The sequence below is a fragment of the Pseudomonas marvdashtae genome, assembly GCF_014268655.2.
GTDB classification, from domain to species: Bacteria; Pseudomonadota; Gammaproteobacteria; order Pseudomonadales; family Pseudomonadaceae; genus Aquipseudomonas; species Aquipseudomonas marvdashtae.
The window spans coordinates 4247826-4265250 of the sequence record NZ_JABWQX020000001.1 but is presented as its reverse complement, the minus strand read 5'-3'; the positions used below and the strand labels follow the sequence as shown (position 1 = coordinate 4265250).

Sequence of the window (17425 nt, the reverse complement as noted above, 5' to 3'; positions counted from 1 at the left end):
TAGAGTCAGGAGTGGTTCATGGGCGACACGCGGCGTTGGTTCTGGTTGGGTGGGGTCGCCCTGCTGATTGTGTTCATCTGGTTGTTGCACCCGATCCTCACGCCTTTCCTGGTTGCGCTGTTGCTGGCCTACCTGTTCGATCCGGTCGTGGATCGCCTGGAAAAACTCGGGCTGTCCAGAACCTGGGGCGTGGTAGCGGTGTTTGCGCTGTTCACGCTGATCGTGAGCGCTCTGTTGCTGGTGCTGATACCAATGCTCGCCAAGCAACTGGTGCGCCTGTACGAACTGGCGCCGCAGATGCTCGATTGGTTGCAGCACAGCGCGGTGCCATGGGTGCAGTCGAAGCTGGGGTTGTCCGACGGTTTCTGGAAGTTCGACAAGGTCAAGGCGGCCATCAGCGAACATATGGGCCAGACCACCGATATCGTCGGCGTGGTCTTGAGCCAGGCCACGGCGTCGAGCCTGGCGCTGATCGGCTGGCTGGCGAACCTGGTGTTGATCCCGGTGGTGGCTTTCTATCTGCTGCGTGACTGGGATCTGATGATGGCCAAGATCCGCAGCCTGCTGCCGCGTCATCGCGAAGAACGCATCATGACGTTGACCGGCGAATGCCACGAAGTACTCGGTGCATTCGTCCGGGGCCAATTGCTGGTGATGGTCGCGTTGGGTTTCATTTATGCCGCAGGGCTGATGCTGGTCGGGCTGGAACTGGGGTTGTTGATCGGCCTGATCGCCGGGCTGGCGGCCATCGTGCCTTACATGGGGTTTGTCATTGGGATTGGCGCGGCGTTGGTCGCCGGGCTGTTCCAGTTCGGTGGGGATTTGTATCCCATGGTTGGCATCGTCGCGGTGTTCATGGTTGGGCAGGCGCTGGAGGGCATGGTGCTGACGCCGCTGCTGGTGGGCGATCGCATCGGCCTGCATCCGGTTGCGGTGATCTTCGCGATCCTGGCAGGCGGCGAGTTGTTCGGCTTCACCGGGGTCCTGCTGGCGTTGCCGGTGGCGGCGGTGATCATGGTGCTGGTGCGCCATGTGCACGATCTGTACAAGGATTCGGACATCTACAGTGGCGTCGAAGACCCTGATCTGTAAGGCGAATGATCGGTGGAGTGTCAGGGAAACTGATGCTCCGCGCCCTTGCCGCTGCAAACCTTTGATTTTGCTCGTGGTCCGGCGCATTGTGCGGTCCGCGTCACGGGTATAAACTTTGCGCACTTTACACAGAGGCCACTAACGGTTCCCGTGGAACTGTTCAGTCAGCATGAAACCGATTCAGCTGCCCCTAGGTGTGCGTCTGCGTGATGACGCCACCTTTATCAACTACTACCCAGGCGCCAATGCCGCTGCACTCGGCTATGTCGAGCGGCTTTGCGAAGCCGACGCCGGCTGGACCGAGAGCCTGATTTATCTGTGGGGCAAGGACGGGGTAGGGCGCACGCATCTGTTGCAGGCTGCTTGCTTGCGGTTCGAGCAATTGGGCGAGCCGGCGGTGTATCTACCGTTGGCCGAGTTGCTGGATCGCGGCGTTGATATCCTCGACAACCTCGAGCAGTACGAACTGGTCTGCCTGGATGACCTCCAGGCCGTGGCCGGCAAGGCCGATTGGGAAGAGGCGTTGTTCCACTTGTTCAATCGGCTTCGCGACAGTGGTCGGCGCTTGCTGATTGCCGCCTCGACATCGCCGCGAGAGCTGCCAGTGAAACTGGCGGACCTCAAGTCTCGTCTCACCCTGGCGCTGATTTTCCAGATGCGCCCGCTTTCCGATGAAGACAAGCTGCGCGCATTGCAACTGCGGGCCTCGCGCCGTGGCCTGCACCTGACCGACGAAGTCGGGCATTTCATCCTCACCCGTGGCACCCGCAGCATGAGCGCTTTGTTCGAATTGCTCGAACGTCTCGATCAGGCCTCACTCCAGGCCCAGCGCAAGCTGACCATTCCTTTTTTGAAAGAAACTTTAGGCTGGTAAAACTGTCGCCAGATGATGGCTTAAAGCCTCTTCTTAACCCGGCGAAGCCCGCGGTTTTACTGGGCTGGAGGCCTGAAACCCGCTCAATACGGGCTTAAGCGCTTAGATGTAAACGAGAAATCAAGAAGTCACATTTGCATCGATTGAATTTGCAAATGAGGATGATAGAAGGCATAGTCTCGCCATCTTTACTACTTCAGCCACGGTCGTGCCCATGCTAAGTCGCTTCGCACCCCTCGTGCCTCTCGCACTCGTTACCCTGTTGTTCGGTTGCGCTGCCCACTCTCCAGTGACCCAGCAAGCGCCACAACCACAGGTCAAGAATTCCGTTACCGCCCAGTCTTCCTCCGTTGCGTTCCAGGAAGAAATGGCCTCCGATAAAGAGCTGGCGGACTTTGCCGGCAGCAAGCCTTATCAGCTTCCGGTGCTGGCAGACAGCATCCTGGAACGGGGCATGTCCTTGATCGGCACGCGTTATCGTTTTGGCGGCACCTCCGAAGCGGGCTTCGACTGCAGCGGTTTCATCGGTTATCTGTTTCGTGAAGAGGCGGGCATGAACCTGCCGCGCTCCACTCGCGAAATGATCAACGTAAAAGCCCCGCTGGTAGCCCGCAATCAACTTGAACCCGGTGACCTGTTGTTCTTCAGCACCAATGGTCGTCGCGGTCGCGTCAGCCACGCCGGTATCTACCTGGGCGACAACCAGTTCATCCACTCCAGCAGCCGCCGCAGCGGTGGAGTGCGAATCGACAGCCTGGGCGACAGCTACTGGAGCAAGACCTTCATCGAAGCCAAGCGCGCCCTCGCCATGGCACCGACTGTCGTCACCGCTCGCAAGTAAGCACACAGTTTGTGAGGCAAACTTAAAGTCTTACTTGAAGTTTGCCTCATAGTCGCTAGAATCCATGATCATTGATTGATGGCAATCCGCCTGCGTTCTACGCAGGCGGCTTTGTTTCCATCTCCACGGCAGAAAAGCCGCATCCAGATCAGGATTGTTCTGCTTATGTCGACGTCGGCCCGCCTCGCTGTTCTTTTCGTTGCCGCGCTGCTCAGCGCTTGCGCAAGCCGCACCCCACCGACTGCGCCAGTGCGGGCCCCGGTGGTTTTTGCCCCTTCCCAAACTTTTTCCCCTGCCGCCGAAGACGTGCTTTTTCGAGCGCTGGGCCTGGTGGGCACACCCTATCGCTGGGGCGGCAACACGCCCGATTCAGGTTTTGATTGCAGTGGCTTGATCGGCTACGTGTACCGTGACGCCGCCGGCATTTCCTTGCCGCGTTCCACTCGCGAAATGATCAGCATGCGCGCGCCACAGGTTGGCAAGGACGCGTTGCAGAGCGGTGACCTGGTGTTCTTTGCCACCAATGGCGGCTCCCAGGTCAGCCATGCCGGGATTTACGTAGGAGAAGGGCGTTTCGTCCATGCGCCGGCCACCGGCGGGACGGTCAAGCTCGACAGTCTTTCCAAGGCGTATTGGCAAAAAGCCTATCTGGGCGCCAAGCGTGTATTGCAGCCGGAACACCTGGCGCGTAATCCCTGACCAGGATTTCTACTGAAGGCTCTTGTGGCGAGGGAGCTTGCTCCCGCTGGGCTACGCAGCAACCGCTAAAAAGCTTGGGGCTGCTGCGCAGCCCAACGGGGCGGTGCGACGTTTCGCCCCCTCGCCACAAGGGTGCATCAGCTTATTTTGCCGACACCCGCCAAATCTTGTTCCCCACATCGTCAGCCACCAACAACCCTCCCTGCTTATCGATCACCACACCCACCGGCCGGCCCTGGGCCTTTTCGTCTGCGTTGAGGAAGCCAGTCAGCACGTCTACGGGCTGTCCCATCGGCTTGCCGCCATTGAACGGGACGAAGATCACTTTGTAGCCACTGTGGGGTTTGCGGTTCCAGGAGCCGTGCTGCCCAATGAATGCACCTTGGGTAAAGGGTTCGGGCAACTTGCTGCCCTCGGCGAAAGTCAGGCCCAGAGAGGCGGTGTGAGGACCGACGGCATAATCCGGAGCGATAGCCTTGGCCACCAGGTCGGGGTTCTGCGGCTCGACCCGGACGTCGATGTTCTGCCCGTAATAACTGTAGGGCCAGCCATAAAAGCCGCCGTCTTTCACCGAAGTGATGTAGTCCGGTACCAGGTCGCTGCCGATCTCGTCCCGTTCGTTGACCGCCGTCCACAGCGCCCCGCTGCGTGGTTCCCACGCCAGGCCGTTGGGGTTGCGCAGGCCCGAGGCGAAGATGCGGTGCTTGCCCGTGGCTCGGTCCACTTCCCATATCGCCGCGCGCCCTTCCTCAACCCCCATGCCATTTTCCGCGACGTTGCTGTTGGAGCCGGTAGTGACATACAGCTTGCTGCCGTCCCGGCTGGCGATCACGTTTTTGGTCCAGTGGTGGTTGAGGGTGCCGCCCGGCAAATCGACGACCGTGGTGGGCTGCGCCTTGATCTGCGTATCACCCTCTTTGTAAGGGAAGCGGATCAACCGGTCGGTGTCGGCGACGTACAGGTCATTCCCTACCAAGGTCATGCCGAACGGCGAATTGAGATTTTCCAGGAAGATCGTCCGGGTTTCGGCGATGCCGTCGTGATTGGCGTCTCGCAGCAATGTGATGCGGTTGGGACTGGGCACGCCAGCGCCGGCACGCCCCATGACTTTTTTCATCACCCAGCCCCGAATGCCCTTGGCGTCGTCGGGCTTGGGTGGCGCGTTGGTTTCCGCCACCAACACATCGCCATTGGGCAAGACGAACAGCCAGCGCGGATGGTCCAGGCCCTCGGCGAACGCGGCCACTTGCAGGCCCTGGGCCGGGGTTGGCTTGGCGCCATCCGGCCAGCCGACGGCTTCGGCGATGTTCACCGTGGGAATCAGGGTCTTGTTCGGTTCGGGCAGTTTCGGCGACGGGCCGAAACCGTCGGACACCTGCAAAGTGGAAGACTCGCCACAAGCAGCAAGCCCAGTAGCAAGGGCGACGATTAAAAGATGCGGTGGCTTAAGCATGCGGGCTTCCCTATGAATGCATGTGGTTATTCATAGAGAAGCGTAGCCGTGGGATGGTTCAACCGTCAGCCGTGAGCCTGTTTCAACAGCAAGGCGATGCCAGGGTGATAATGGCCGGCCTCGTTGCGCAACTTGCGGTAGGCGTAGGGGAAGTACCAAGCCACAGCGCAGGTGTTTTCTTTCTGCAAGTCATCGATCATGTCCTGCAGTTCTTCGGGCGTGGCGCTTTGCTGGACTTTTTGCGGGGCGACGAAGAGGCAGCCCACCTTCAAGTCGCTGGCATAACTGATACGTTTGGCGTCGCTGGCGGCTTCCTGCAACGGTTGGGTCAGGTTCAGGTTGTTGACCTTGGGCCAGCGTTGAGTAGCCTGGATGAAAACGCGTTCTTCGCTGCTGGCGATCAGCAGGTCGGCGCTGGCGTTACGCTCGCCTTCTTCATTCTGTTTGCGAGTCGGTGCGTTTTGCAGCGTGACCATTTCAGCCATCCAGGCTGCTGCTGCCAGCAGTCCGAGGTTGGCTTTCTCATCGTGCCAGTAGGGTGTGTCGTTATCGCCGCGCACGGCGTTGTAACGGTCGATGCAGTCGAACCAGCGTTCCAGCACCGGGCGCAGGAATTCCAGCTTCGGATTGCTGATGATCATGCCTTGCATGTATTTGCCCTCTTGTTCTTGTGATATCGGGTCGTAGTGTCTCTTTGATATCACTTGCCGCAGATTCACACAAGATTGGCGTCAATTTATTGATCGGGGCCAATTAACGAACCGAAACAGCTGGCGGCTTTAATTGACGCTCCACCCCCAACCCTCTAACCTTCGCGGCTTGTTTCAGGTGCTCTATGGCCGTGGCCGATAGGGTGAAACAGGGAAGCCGGTGAGCGAATGCAAGCCCGGCGCTGCCCCCGCAACGGTAAATGAGTCAACGCTGTGTACAGGGCCACTGTGTCGCAAGACATGGGAAGGCGCGCAGCCCGGCACTACGCCGCTCATGAGCCCGGAGACCGGCCTGATTCATCCAACGGCATCACGGTGGGCGATGCCAGGCTCCTTGCCGTCTTTTTTGTGCCCGCCCGCCGTTATCCAGTCCCAACGGAGAGCTCCCCATGACCGACATGCCTGATCGCGACGAACGCCACCTGGCGCGCATGCTGCGCAAAAAAGCCGTGATCGATGAGCGCATTGCCAATTCACCGAACGAGTGCGGTCTGCTGTTGGTGCTGACCGGCAACGGCAAGGGCAAGAGCAGCTCGGCGTTCGGTATGTTGGCCCGGGCCATGGGACATGGGATGCAGTGCGGCGTGGTGCAGTTCATCAAAGGGCGCAACAGCACTGGCGAAGAGCTGTTTTTCCGCCGCTTCCCCGAGCAGGTGCGCTTCCATGTGATGGGCGAGGGCTTTACCTGGGAAACCCAGGATCGCCAGCGCGACATCGCCGCAGCCGAAGCGGCCTGGGCCGTCTCGCGGCAACTGCTCGGTGACCCATCGATTGGCCTGGTGGTGCTCGATGAACTGAACATCGCGCTCAAGCACGGCTACCTCGACCTCGATCAAGTCCTTGGCGACCTGCAGGCTCGCCCGCCAATGCAGCATGTAGTCGTGACCGGCCGTGGCGCCAAGCCCGAGATGATCGAGCTGGCCGACACCGTCACCGAAATGGGCATGATCAAGCACGCGTTCCAGGCAGGCATCAAGGCGCAGAAGGGCGTCGAACTGTGAGTGATGCTTCGATGACTAGCCGCCATTGCCCAGCGGTGTTGATCGCCGCCCCGGCTTCCGGCCAGGGCAAGACCACCGTCACCGCCGCCCTGGCCCGCTTGCATCGCAACCAGGGACGCAAGGTGCGCGTATTCAAATGCGGCCCGGATTTTCTCGACCCGATGATTCTCGAGCGTGCGAGTGGCGCGCCGGTCTATCAGCTGGATATGTGGATGGTCGGCGAGCAGGAGAGCCGGCGACTGCTGTGGGAAGCCGCCGCTGAAGCGGACCTGATCCTGATCGAAGGCGTCATGGGATTATTCGACGGCACCCCGTCCAGCGCCGACCTGGCGCGGCATTTCGGCGTGCCGGTGCTGGCAGTGATCGATGGCACCGCCATGGCCCAGACCTTCGGCGCCCTGGCCTTGGGCCTGGCCCGCTATCAACCGGACTTGCCGTTTGCCGGCGTGTTGGCCAACCGGGTCGGCACCTTGCGTCATGCGCAGTTGCTCGAAGGCAGCCTCACCGAAGGCCTGCGCTGGTACGGCGCGCTCTCGCGGGAAACCGGCATCGAATTGCCCAGCCGTCACCTTGGCCTTGTCCAGGCCAGCGAGTTGAACGACCTGGATGTTCGCCTCGACGCCGCCGCCGAGGCGTTGGCCAGCAGTTGTGAAGTCGCGCTGCCGCCCGGGGTCGAATTCGCGGCGCCCGAACCGGTCGCAGTTGAGCCGTGGCTCGACGGCGTGCGCATTGCCGTGGCCCGGGATGAAGCGTTTGCCTTCACCTACGGCGCAAGCCTGGATCTGCTGCGGGCCATGGGCGCCGAGCTGCGCTTCTTTTCGCCGATTCATGACACCTCGCTGCCTGAGACGGACAGTCTTTATCTGCCCGGCGGTTATCCGGAACTGCATCACGTTGCCCTGGCCGGCAACGCGCCGATGCTGGCGGCGATCCGTGCGCACCATGAAGCCGGCAAACCGCTGCTCGCCGAATGCGGCGGCATGCTGTATCTGCTCGATTCATTGACCGACGTCGAAGGCGCCCGCGCCGAGCTGCTCGGCCTGTTGCGCGGTGATGCGCAGATGCAGACGCGCCTGGCGGCCTTGGCGCTGCAATCGGTTGAACTGCCGGAAGGCACCCTGCGCGGGCATACCTATCATCACTCCCTGACCAGCACCGAGCTGGCGCCCATTGCCCGTGGTCACAGCCCTAACGGTGGGCGTGGGGCTGAAGCGGTTTTCCGGCAAGGACGGATGACGGCTTCCTACGTGCATTTTTATTTCCCGTCCAATCCGAGGGCCGTTGCCGCGCTGTTTGCGCCGGATCTTGAGCCCGTTGCCGCGAGCAGGCTATGACCGACAACGCCTTCTCCGAGGCCGAACGCGAAGCCGTCTACCGCGCTATCGCCGAACGCCGTGACATGCGCCACTTCACCGGCGGCACGGTCGAACCGGCGTTACTGCGCCGACTGCTGGAAGCGGCGCATCAGGCGCCCAGCGTCGGGCTGATGCAACCTTGGCGGTTTATCCGCATCAGTGACCGCGCCGTGCGCGGGCAGATCCGCGATCTGGTGGAGCAGGAACGCATCCGCACTGCCGAGGCCTTGGGCGAGCGCAGCGATGAATTCATGAAACTCAAGGTCGAAGGCATCAGCGACAGTGCCGAGGTGCTGGTGGCGGCCTTGATGGACGATCGCGAGCGGCACATTTTCGGCCGCCGGACGTTGCCGGAAATGGACTTGGCCTCGCTGTCCTGCGCCATCCAGAATCTGTGGCTGGCGGCCCGCGTCGAAGGGCTGGGAATGGGCTGGGTGTCGCTGTTCGAGCCCCAGGCGCTGGCCGACCTGCTGGGCCTGCCCGCCGGGGCCAAGCCGTTGGCCATACTTTGCCTGGGCCCGGTAGAGGGTTTTTACCCGGCGCCCATGCTCGCCCTGGAAGGCTGGGCGCAACCGCGTCCGCTCAACGAATTGCTGTATGAAAACCGTTGGGGCGTGCGGCCATGAGCGTGGCGTTGCTCAGTGCCGCCGCGGTCGCGCTGGATGCGCTGTTGGGCGAGCCTCGGCGCGGGCATCCGCTGGTCGCGTTCGGCCGTTTCGCCAACCGTATCGAACAACGTTTCAATTCCGGCGGGCGCGGCTGGCGCAGCCATGGCGTTACGGCGTGGATCATTGCGGTATTGCCGTTGACCTTGTTGGCAACGGCCCTGTCCTGGGCGCCCATGATTGGCTGGTTGGTGGATATTCTGGCGCTGTACTGCGCCCTCGGCCTGCGCAGCCTCGGCGAGCACGTCGAGCCGGTGGCGCGGGCGCTGCGCAAGGGCGATCTGGATGAAGCGCGCCAGCGTGTCGGCTATCTGGTTAGCCGCGAAACCGCTGAGCTGGATGAAACCGCCGTGGCCCGCGCCGCGACTGAGTCGGTACTGGAAAACGGCAGCGACGCGGTATTCGCCGCGCTGTTCTGGTTCGCCGTGGCCGGTGCGCCCGGTGTGGTGTTGTACCGGTTGAGCAATACCCTCGACGCCATGTGGGGCTATCGCAATGAGCGCTTCGAGCGTTTCGGCTGGGCGGCGGCGAAGATCGATGACGTGCTGAACTATATTCCCGCGCGCCTGGTGGCGTTGACCTACGCCGTGCTCGGCCAGACCCGTTTGGCGCTCAAATGCTGGCGTACCCAGGGACCGACCTGGGACAGCCCCAATGCCGGGCCGGTGATGGCTGCCGGTGCCGGGGCGTTGGGCGTCGAGCTGGGCGGCGCGGCGGTGTATCACGGCGAACTGCATCAACGCCCACCGTTGGGCGAAGGCGTGCCGGCGAGCGCCGATTCCATCGATCGTGGCTGGCAATTGGTCCAGCGCGGCGTATGGTTATGGCTGCTGATTCTCTGCCTCGGAGCCGAGTTTTATGCTTGAACACGGTGGACGACTGCGCAACGCGGCCCGGCAATACGGCATTGCCGAGGCCGACTGGCTCGACCTGTCCAGCGGCCTGGCGCCCTGGCCGTTCGATATTCCGACTATTCCACTGCGCGTCTGGGCGCGCCTGCCCGAAACCGATGATGGCTTGGAGCAGGCTGCTTGCGATTACTACGAGGCAGCGCATGTGCTGCCGGTGGCAGGCTCGCAAATGGCGATCCAACTGCTGCCGCGACTGCGCCGGATCGGCAAGGTTGGCGTCTTGTCGCCCTGTTACGCCGAGCACGCCGAAGCCTGGCGTCGCAGTGGCTACATCGTGCGTGAAGTGCTGGAGGCGGAAGTGGACTTCTTTCTCGACAGCCTCGACGTGCTGGTGGTCGTCAACCCCAACAACCCCACGGGCCTGAGCCTGAGCCCCGAACGCCTGCTGGACTGGCATGCCCGCCTGGCCCAGCGCGGCGGCTGGCTGGTGGTGGATGAAGCGTTCATGGACGTCACGCCGCAGCTGAGCCTTGCCGCCCATGCGCATCAGGTCGGGTTGATCGTGTTGCGATCGTTCGGCAAGTTTTTTGGCCTGGCCGGGGTTCGCCTGGGGTTTGTCCTGGCCGAGCGGCGCTTGCTCAAGCTGCTCGCCGAACAGGTCGGGCCGTGGGCCATCAGCGGACCGACCCGGGTGCTGGGCCAGGCGTGCCTGCTGGACACTGAGGCGCACGCGCGACAACGACTGCGTTGCGAGCAGACCAGTCAACGCTTGGCATTGACGCTGGAGCGCCATGGCTTCACGCCGCAGGGCGGCTGCGGGTTGTTCCAGTGGCTGATCACCGAGCATGCCCAGGCGCTTCACGACTTCATGGCCCATCGCGGCATTCTCCTGCGGTTGTTCACCCACACCAGCAGCCTGCGCTTCGGGCTTCCCGCCGATGACGCTGAATTCTCGCGCCTCGAACAGGCGTTCGAGGCCTACGCCAAGGACATTCGATGACCACCTTGATGGTGCAGGGCACCACCTCCGATGCCGGCAAAAGTACCTTGGTCACGGCGCTGTGCCGCTGGGTCAGGCGCCAAGGGGTGAGTGTGGTGCCGTTCAAGCCGCAGAACATGGCCCTCAACAGCGCGGTGACCGCCGATGGTGGCGAAATCGGCCGGGCCCAGGCCGTCCAGGCCCAGGCCTGCGGCCTCGAACCGCATACCGACATGAACCCGGTCCTGCTCAAGCCCAACAGCGACACTGGCGCCCAGGTCATCATCCATGGCCGCGCCGTGACCACCATGAACGCCGTGGCCTATCACGATTACAAGGCCATCGCGATGCAAGCGGTGCTGGCTTCCCATGAACGCTTGAGCGCCGCGTATCCGGTCGTCATGGTGGAGGGCGCCGGGTCGCCGGCCGAGATCAATCTGCGGGCCGGCGACATCGCCAATATGGGCTTCGCGGAGGCGGTGGACTGCCCGGTTTTGCTCATTGCCGACATCAATCGCGGCGGGGTATTCGCTCATCTGGTCGGCACCCTGGAATTGCTTTCGCCCAGCGAACAGGCGCGGGTCAAAGGCTTTGTCATTAACCGCTTTCGCGGTGATCTGGCCTTGCTGCAGCCTGGCCTGGATTGGTTGCAAGCGCGCACCGGCAAACCGGTGATCGGCGTATTGCCCTACGTGATGGACCTGCATCTGGAAGCGGAGGATGGTCTCGACCAGCGCCAAACCGACAAAGCCGAACACGTGCTCAAGGTGGTGGTGCCGGTCTTGCCGCGCATCAGCAATCACACGGATTTCGATCCGCTGCGCCTGCATCCGCAGGTCGACTTGCAATTCATCGGCCCCGGCCAAGCCATCCCGCCGGCGGATCTGATCATCCTGCCCGGTTCGAAAAGCGTGCGCAGCGACTTGGCCTACCTGCGGGCCAACGGTTGGGAAACGGCGATCCATCGGCATCTGCGCTACGGCGGCAAATTGCTGGGCATTTGTGGCGGTTTGCAGATGCTTGGCCAGCAGGTCCACGATCCGCTCGGCCTGGAAGGCGCACCGGGTTCCAGCGCCGGGCTGGGGCTGCTGGAGTTCGAAACAACGCTGGAGCGCGAGAAGCAACTGCGCAATGTACGTGGGCGACTGGCCTTGGAAGATGCCGAGGTCAGCGGGTACGAAATCCATGCCGGCGTGACCACCGGCGCCGGGCTGGAATACGCCGCTGTCTATCTGGAAGACGGCCGCTGCGATGGCGCCCAGAGCCTCGATGGACAGGTTTTTGGTACGTATCTGCACGGACTGTTCGAATCACCGACGGCCAGCAGCGCCTTGTTGCGTTGGGCCGGTGTGCAAGATGTGCAAACGGTGGATTACCACGGATTGCGCGAGCGGGACATTGAGCGGTTGGCGGATCTGGTAGAGCGGCATCTGGATACCCGGCTGTTGCGTGAGCTGTGTGGGATCCATGGCGAGCCGGCAGCAACTTCGCCTATTGAAGGGTAAAAAACATGCTGCAACTGATCCTCGGCGGTGCCCGCTCCGGCAAGAGTCGCCTGGCTGAAAAACTCGCCACGGACACAGGATTGCCGGTGACTTACATCGCCACCAGCCAACCGCTGGACGGCGAGATGAACGAGCGTGTCGCCCAGCACCGCGCCCGGCGTCCGGTGGAATGGGCGTTGCTGGAAGAGCCGTTGGCGCTGGCGGGGGTATTGCGCGATAACGCCGCCAGCGATCGATGCCTGCTGGTGGATTGCCTGACCCTTTGGCTGACCAATCTATTGATGCTCGACAATCTCGAGCAACTGAACGCCGAGCGCGAAGCACTGTTGAACGGCCTCGACTCGCTGCCCGGTGAAATCATTTTTGTCAGCAACGAAACCGGAATGGGTGTCGTGCCGCTGGGCGAATTGACTCGCCGTTACGTCGATGAAGCCGGTTGGCTGCATCAAGCCCTGGCCGAACGTTGTCAGCGCGTCGTGCTGACCGTTGCAGGCCTGCCCCTGACTCTCAAAGGTACTGCGTTATGAATCACCGGTGGTGGCTGGAACCGTGCAAGCCTGTTGATACCCAAGCGCTGGAGCAGGCCGCAGCCCGTCAGCAACAACTGACCAAACCGGCCGGTTCCCTGGGACGGCTGGAGTCGGTGGCGGTGCAACTGGCGGGCCTGCAAGGGCAGGTCAAGCCGAGCCTGGACCGGCTGTGGATCGCGATTTTTGCCGGTGACCACGGTGTGGTGGCTGAGGGCGTATCGGCCTTTCCCCAGGAAGTGACCGGGCAGATGCTGCTCAATTTCGTCAGCGGCGGCGCGGCCATCAGTGTCCTGGCTCGGCAATTGGGCGCCTCGCTGGAAGTGGTCGACTTGGGCACCGTCACGCCCTCGTTGGACCTGCCCGGCGTGCGCCATTTGAACGTGGGGCCTGGCACCGCCAATTTCGCCCAGGGCCCGGCCATGACCTTTGCCCAAGGTGAACAGGCCTTGCAAGCTGGGCGCGACAGCGCAATGCGCGCCTTGGCGACCGGGACGCAATTGTTCATCGGCGGCGAGATGGGCATCGGCAACACCACGGCGGCCAGCGCCCTGGCCTGTGCCTTGCTCGAATGCCCGGTAGCACATCTGGTCGGGCCGGGCACAGGGTTGGATGCGGCGGGTATCAGCCGCAAGACTCAGGTGATCGAACGGGCGCTGGCGCTGCACAAGGCCCAGAGCGAGGATCCGTTGCAGACCTTGCTCAACCTCGGCGGTTTTGAGATCGCAGCATTGGTCGGTGCGTATCTGGCCTGTGCCCAGCAGGGCATCGCCGTGCTGGTGGATGGGTTCATCTGCAGCGTCGCGGCCCTGGTGGCGGTGCGGCTCAATCCCGCATGCCGGCCGTGGTTGCTGTTCGCTCATCGCGGTGGCGAGCCAGGTCATCGCCATGTGCTGGAAACCCTCGGCGCTGAACCGCTGCTAGACCTCGGTTTGCGCCTGGGCGAGGGCAGTGGTGCGGCGTTGGCGGTGCCACTGTTACGCCTGGCTTGTGACCTTCACGGGCAAATGGCGACGTTTGCCGAAGCGGCCGTGGCGGATCGTCCGGCATGACCTTGCGCCTGGACCTGCTGCGTCACGGCGAAACCGAGCTGGGTGGCGGCTTGCGCGGCAGCCTCGACGATGCGTTGACGGCCAGGGGCTGGGAGCAGATGCAAGCGGCGGTCGCACAAGGCGGGCCGTGGGATCGGTTGGTGAGTTCGCCTTTGCAGCGCTGCGCTCGTTTCGCTGAGCAGCTCGGCAGTCGGCTCGGCGTGCCGGTGCAAGTGGACAAAGACCTGCAAGAGCTGCATTTCGGCGCCTGGGAAGGCCGCAGCGCGGCGGCTTTGATGGAGATCGACGCCGAAGCCCTCGGCCGCTTCTGGGCCGATCCTTATGCCTTCACGCCGCCCGAAGGCGAGCCGGTGCTCGAATTTTCGACGCGTGTCTTGCTGGCGATCGAACGCTTGCACCAGGCCTACGCCGGGCAGCGTGTCTTGCTGGTCAGCCACGGCGGCGTGATGCGCCTGCTGCTGGCTCGGGCACGTGGCCTGCCGCGCGAGCAGTTGCTCAATGTCGAAGTCGGCCACGGCGCGCTGTTTTCCCTTTCAGTGTCGGCCGGCTCCGTGCTCGAAGAGGCGGATTGACGATGCTGCCCTTCTGGATCGCCTTGCAATTTCTGAGCAGCGTGCCGGTTCGCCTGCCCGGCATGCCCGAGCCTGAACAACTGGGCCGTTCACTGCTGTTTTACCCCTTGGTAGGGCTGCTGTTCGGTGGCGTGCTGTGGTTGCTTGATGCGCTGTTGCTCGGCGCGCCCCTGCTGCTTCATGCCGCGCTGTTGCTGGCGGCATGGGTGTTGCTCAGCGGCGGGCTGCATTTGGATGGCCTGGCCGACAGCGCCGATGCCTGGGTCGGCGGTTTCGGCGATCGCGAGCGCACGTTGCTGATCATGAAAGATCCTCGCAGCGGGCCGATTGCGGTCGTGACGCTGGTGCTGGTGCTGCTGCTCAAATGGGCCGCGCTGGTGGCGCTGATCGAGCAGGGGCAGACGTTGGCGCTGCTTATCGTGCCGGTGGTAGGGCGTGGCGCATTGCTGGGGTTGTTCCTGACGACGCGCTATGTGCGCGCCGGTGGTTTAGGCCAGGCGCTTGCCGATCATCTTCCGCGGCGCCTGGGCTGGCAGGTGTTGGCCGCCTGTGCGCTGGGTTGTGTGGGGGTGGCGGGCTGGGCGGGGCTATGGTCGCTGGCGGTGGCCGCGCTGGCATTTTTCGGGTTGCGACAGCTGATGCTGCGCAGGTTGCAGGGATGCACCGGCGATACCGCCGGCGCCATGCTGGAGCTGTTGGAAATGGTCGTTCTGGTAACGCTGGCGTTGGGCTGAATCCGGTCATTGCTGGCGCGCAACCGTTGATTTAAATTTGCATTCATTCAGTCGCGGGTATATACACGCATCATGCTTCCTTCCCAATGTCTGTGCATCAACCTGCGTCGTGCCGCTCGTGGCGTCAGCAGGTATTACGACGGCGCTCTCGACGGCTTCGGGATCAACGTCGCCCAGTATTCTTTGCTCAATAACCTGGTGCGCCTGGACCAGCCGAGCATTTCCTCGCTGGCCGAGGCCATGGGCCTGGACCGCAGCACCCTGGGGCGCAACCTGCGGGTGCTGGAAGGCGAGGGGTTGGTGACCCTGGCCGAGGGCGACGACCTGCGCAACCGTATCGTCGTGCTCACCGAGGCAGGGCATGCGCGGTTGGCGGCGGCATTGCCGGCCTGGGAAGCGGCGCAACAGAAACTGATCGACAAGCTTGGCGCCGAGAAACGCGCGACCTTGCTGGCCTTGCTGGATGAACTGGCGTGACGCCGCTTCGTCCGATGATAAGTGGGTATATACCCGCGACCGGAGAATAACAATGACATCGATGTGGCGTACCTGTGGTTGGGTCCTGGTCGGCAGTGCGCTGATCCTGGCGTTGTCGTTGGGTGTGCGGCATGGCTTCGGCCTGTTCCTCGCGCCCATGAGCGCCGAATTCGGCTGGGGCCGCGAGGTGTTCGCCTTCGCCATTGCCCTGCAGAACCTGATTTGGGGCTTGGCGCAACCGTTCACCGGCGCGCTGGCCGATCGCTTCGGTGCGGCGAAAGTGGTGTTGATCGGTGGCGTTCTCTACGCACTCGGGTTGGTGTTGATGGGCATGGCCGATTCGCCATGGTCGCTGTCGTTGAGCGCTGGCTTGTTGATCGGCATCGGCCTGTCCGGCACGTCGTTCTCGGTAATCCTCGGCGTGGTCGGGCGGGCGGTGCCGCCGGAAAAACGCAGCATGGGCATGGGCATCGCCAGTGCCGCCGGCTCGTTTGGCCAGTTCGCCATGTTGCCGGGCACGCTGGGTTTGATCGGTTGGCTCGGCTGGTCCGCCGCGCTGCTGGCGCTGGGGCTGCTGGTGGCGTTGATCGTGCCGTTGGTGAGCATGTTGAAGGATGCGCCGGCGCCACTGAGCGGCAACGAACAAACCCTCTCCGAAGCGTTGCGCGAGGCGTGCGGCCACTCAGGGTTCTGGCTGTTGGCCGTGGGCTTTTTTGTCTGCGGCTTCCAGGTGGTGTTCATCGGCATACACCTGCCAGCCTATCTGGTGGACCAACACCTGCCGGCCAGCGTCGGCACCACCGTGCTGGCCCTGGTCGGGCTGTTCAATATCTTTGGTACCTACACCGCCGGTTGGCTCGGCGGGCGCATGTCCAAGCCGCGCTTGCTGACCGGGCTTTACCTGGCGCGAGCGGTGGTGATCGGCCTGTTCCTGTGGCTGCCGGTGACGACCACCACGGCCTACGTGTTCGGAATGGCGATGGGCTTCTTGTGGTTGTCGACGGTGCCGTTGACCAATGGCACGGTGGCGACCCTGTTTGGTGTACGAAATCTCTCGATGTTGGGTGGGATCGTGTTCCTGTTCCACCAGTTGGGATCATTCCTCGGCGGCTGGCTGGGCGGCGTGGTGTATGACCGCACCGGCAGTTACGATTTGATCTGGCAAGTGTCGATCCTGCTAAGCCTGCTGGCGGCGGCGCTGAACTGGCCGGTGCGTGAACGTCCGGTGGCGCGTCTGCAAGTCCAGGCCGGTGCGGCATGAGTCGCGTCGGCCCATGGTTGCTCGCGGCCGGTGCGGCTCTGCTGCTGGCGTTCGCTTGGTGGGGCTGGCACCAGGGCGGGCTGGCCTTGATGCAACTGGGCATGGGTAGTTGCTGATTGATGGACGGCACCTGTCGCGGCGGAGTAACGTCTTGGTCTGACAGGCTTACAAGGAAAATCCGACATGCTGATGCGTTGGCTTGCTGTTCCCGCCCTGCTGCTGGCTGTGTCCGGGCACGTATGGGCGGCTGATTGCCCGCCGTTGCTGGAAGGCTCATTGCCGAAGTTGAGGGCCAAGGAAACCGTCGATCTGTGCCAGCGTTTCGCCGGCAAGCCCTTGGTGGTGGTCAACACCGCCAGCTTCTGTGGGTTCGCTCCACAGTTCAAGGGACTGGAAGCGCTGAACCAGCGCTACAAGGGCGAAGGGCTGGAGGTGCTGGGCGTACCGTCCGATGATTTCAAACAGGAGTCCAAGGATGGCGCGGAGACGGCCAAGGTCTGCTACGTCAACTATGGCGTAACCTTCACCATGACCGAGCCGCAACCGGTACGGGGCTCGGACGCGATTCCGTTGTTCAGGCACTTGGCCAAACAATCCAGCGCGCCGAAATGGAATTTCTACAAGTACGTCGTGGACCGCCAGGGCAACGTGGTCGGCAGTTTTTCCAGCCGGGTCAAGCCAGACGATCCTGATTTCATCAAGGCAGTGGAAACGGCCATCGCTTCCAAACCCTGACCGCCAGCCACGAAAAAGCCCCGCCTCTTTGCAGGAAGCGGG

At 62.8% G+C, this 17425-nt stretch carries 19 protein-coding genes and 1 riboswitch; of the genes, 17 read left to right on the top strand and 2 right to left on the bottom strand.

Going from position 1 to position 17425, the window contains the following annotated elements:
• The first annotated feature begins 18 nt into the window (after positions 1-18).
• The 4 genes from HU742_RS19320 to HU742_RS19305 all read left to right on the top strand — a co-directional run bounded on the left by HU742_RS19320 (position 19) and on the right by HU742_RS19305 (position 3506).
• Complete coding sequence (locus HU742_RS19320; protein WP_186640612.1) at positions 19-1092, top strand: AI-2E family transporter; 1074 nt, start codon at positions 19-21, stop codon at positions 1090-1092.
• A gap of 169 nt (positions 1093-1261) precedes the next feature.
• Positions 1262-1966: a DnaA regulatory inactivator Hda gene (hda, locus tag HU742_RS19315; RefSeq protein WP_186640614.1), complete on the top strand. Its 705-nt coding sequence runs from the start codon at positions 1262-1264 to the stop codon at positions 1964-1966.
• A gap of 214 nt (positions 1967-2180) precedes the next feature.
• Positions 2181-2807, top strand: a complete 627-nt coding sequence (locus HU742_RS19310) for a C40 family peptidase (protein WP_186614459.1) — start codon at positions 2181-2183, stop codon at positions 2805-2807.
• Positions 2808-2972: 165 nt separating this feature from the next.
• Positions 2973-3506, top strand: coding sequence for a C40 family peptidase (locus HU742_RS19305; RefSeq protein ID WP_186644716.1), 534 nt, complete (start codon positions 2973-2975; stop codon positions 3504-3506).
• A gap of 142 nt (positions 3507-3648) precedes the next feature.
• On the opposite strand, the gene HU742_RS19300 is transcribed toward HU742_RS19305, so the two are convergent.
• Positions 3649-4959 carry a PQQ-dependent sugar dehydrogenase gene (locus HU742_RS19300; protein ID WP_186644718.1) on the bottom strand — a complete coding sequence of 437 codons (1311 nt, stop codon included), beginning with the start codon at positions 4957-4959 and terminating at the stop codon, positions 3649-3651.
• A gap of 65 nt (positions 4960-5024) precedes the next feature.
• Entirely contained in the window at positions 5025-5609 is a 585-nt protein-coding gene (locus tag HU742_RS19295; protein WP_186640620.1) for a hypothetical protein, read from the bottom strand.
• A 159-nt stretch (positions 5610-5768) separates the two neighbouring features.
• A riboswitch (cobalamin riboswitch) is annotated at positions 5769-5979 on the top strand.
• 79 nt (positions 5980-6058) lie between these two features.
• Between HU742_RS19295 and cobO the strand changes: the two genes are divergently transcribed.
• From cobO to HU742_RS19230, 13 genes are all read left to right on the top strand, one after another.
• Positions 6059-6670 (top strand): cob(I)yrinic acid a,c-diamide adenosyltransferase, encoded by a 612-nt coding sequence (gene cobO, locus HU742_RS19290; protein ID WP_186640622.1) that lies wholly within the window; start codon positions 6059-6061, stop codon positions 6668-6670.
• A gap of 11 nt (positions 6671-6681) precedes the next feature.
• Positions 6682-8004, top strand: a complete 1323-nt coding sequence (locus HU742_RS19285; RefSeq protein WP_186644720.1) for a cobyrinic acid a,c-diamide synthase CobB — start codon at positions 6682-6684, stop codon at positions 8002-8004.
• On the top strand, positions 8001-8651 hold the full coding sequence (gene bluB / locus HU742_RS19280) for a 5,6-dimethylbenzimidazole synthase (RefSeq protein WP_186644728.1): 651 nt from the start codon (positions 8001-8003) through the stop codon (positions 8649-8651). Before HU742_RS19285 ends, bluB begins: the two co-directional genes overlap by 4 nt.
• Positions 8648-9556, top strand: a complete 909-nt coding sequence (cbiB, locus tag HU742_RS19275; protein WP_186644730.1) for an adenosylcobinamide-phosphate synthase CbiB — start codon at positions 8648-8650, stop codon at positions 9554-9556. Before bluB ends, cbiB begins: the two co-directional genes overlap by 4 nt.
• Positions 9549-10541: a threonine-phosphate decarboxylase CobD gene (cobD, locus tag HU742_RS19270; RefSeq protein WP_186644732.1), complete on the top strand. Its 993-nt coding sequence runs from the start codon at positions 9549-9551 to the stop codon at positions 10539-10541. Before cbiB ends, cobD begins: the two co-directional genes overlap by 8 nt.
• A complete protein-coding gene (locus HU742_RS19265; RefSeq protein WP_186644734.1) occupies positions 10538-12025 on the top strand; it encodes a cobyric acid synthase in 1488 nt (495 codons plus the stop codon). The genes cobD and HU742_RS19265 overlap by 4 nt, the downstream gene beginning before the upstream one ends.
• Positions 12026-12030: 5 nt before the next feature.
• Positions 12031-12552, top strand: a complete 522-nt coding sequence (gene cobU, locus HU742_RS19260; protein ID WP_186644735.1) for a bifunctional adenosylcobinamide kinase/adenosylcobinamide-phosphate guanylyltransferase — start codon at positions 12031-12033, stop codon at positions 12550-12552.
• A complete protein-coding gene (gene cobT / locus HU742_RS19255; protein WP_186644736.1) occupies positions 12549-13604 on the top strand; it encodes a nicotinate-nucleotide--dimethylbenzimidazole phosphoribosyltransferase in 1056 nt (351 codons plus the stop codon). The genes cobU and cobT overlap by 4 nt, the downstream gene beginning before the upstream one ends.
• Complete coding sequence (gene cobC, locus HU742_RS19250; protein ID WP_186644737.1) at positions 13601-14176, top strand: alpha-ribazole phosphatase family protein; 576 nt, start codon at positions 13601-13603, stop codon at positions 14174-14176. The genes cobT and cobC overlap by 4 nt, the downstream gene beginning before the upstream one ends.
• Before the next feature lie 2 nt (positions 14177-14178).
• On the top strand, positions 14179-14910 hold the full coding sequence (locus HU742_RS19245) for an adenosylcobinamide-GDP ribazoletransferase (protein WP_186644738.1): 732 nt from the start codon (positions 14179-14181) through the stop codon (positions 14908-14910).
• Between the two features lie 72 nt (positions 14911-14982).
• On the top strand, positions 14983-15387 hold the full coding sequence (locus HU742_RS19240; protein ID WP_186614483.1) for a MarR family winged helix-turn-helix transcriptional regulator: 405 nt from the start codon (positions 14983-14985) through the stop codon (positions 15385-15387).
• 52 nt (positions 15388-15439) lie between these two features.
• Positions 15440-16648, top strand: coding sequence for an MFS transporter (locus HU742_RS19235; protein ID WP_186640643.1), 1209 nt, complete (start codon positions 15440-15442; stop codon positions 16646-16648).
• 183 nt (positions 16649-16831) lie between these two features.
• Positions 16832-17383: a glutathione peroxidase gene (locus HU742_RS19230; protein ID WP_186644739.1), complete on the top strand. Its 552-nt coding sequence runs from the start codon at positions 16832-16834 to the stop codon at positions 17381-17383.
• Positions 17384-17425 lie beyond the last annotated feature (42 nt).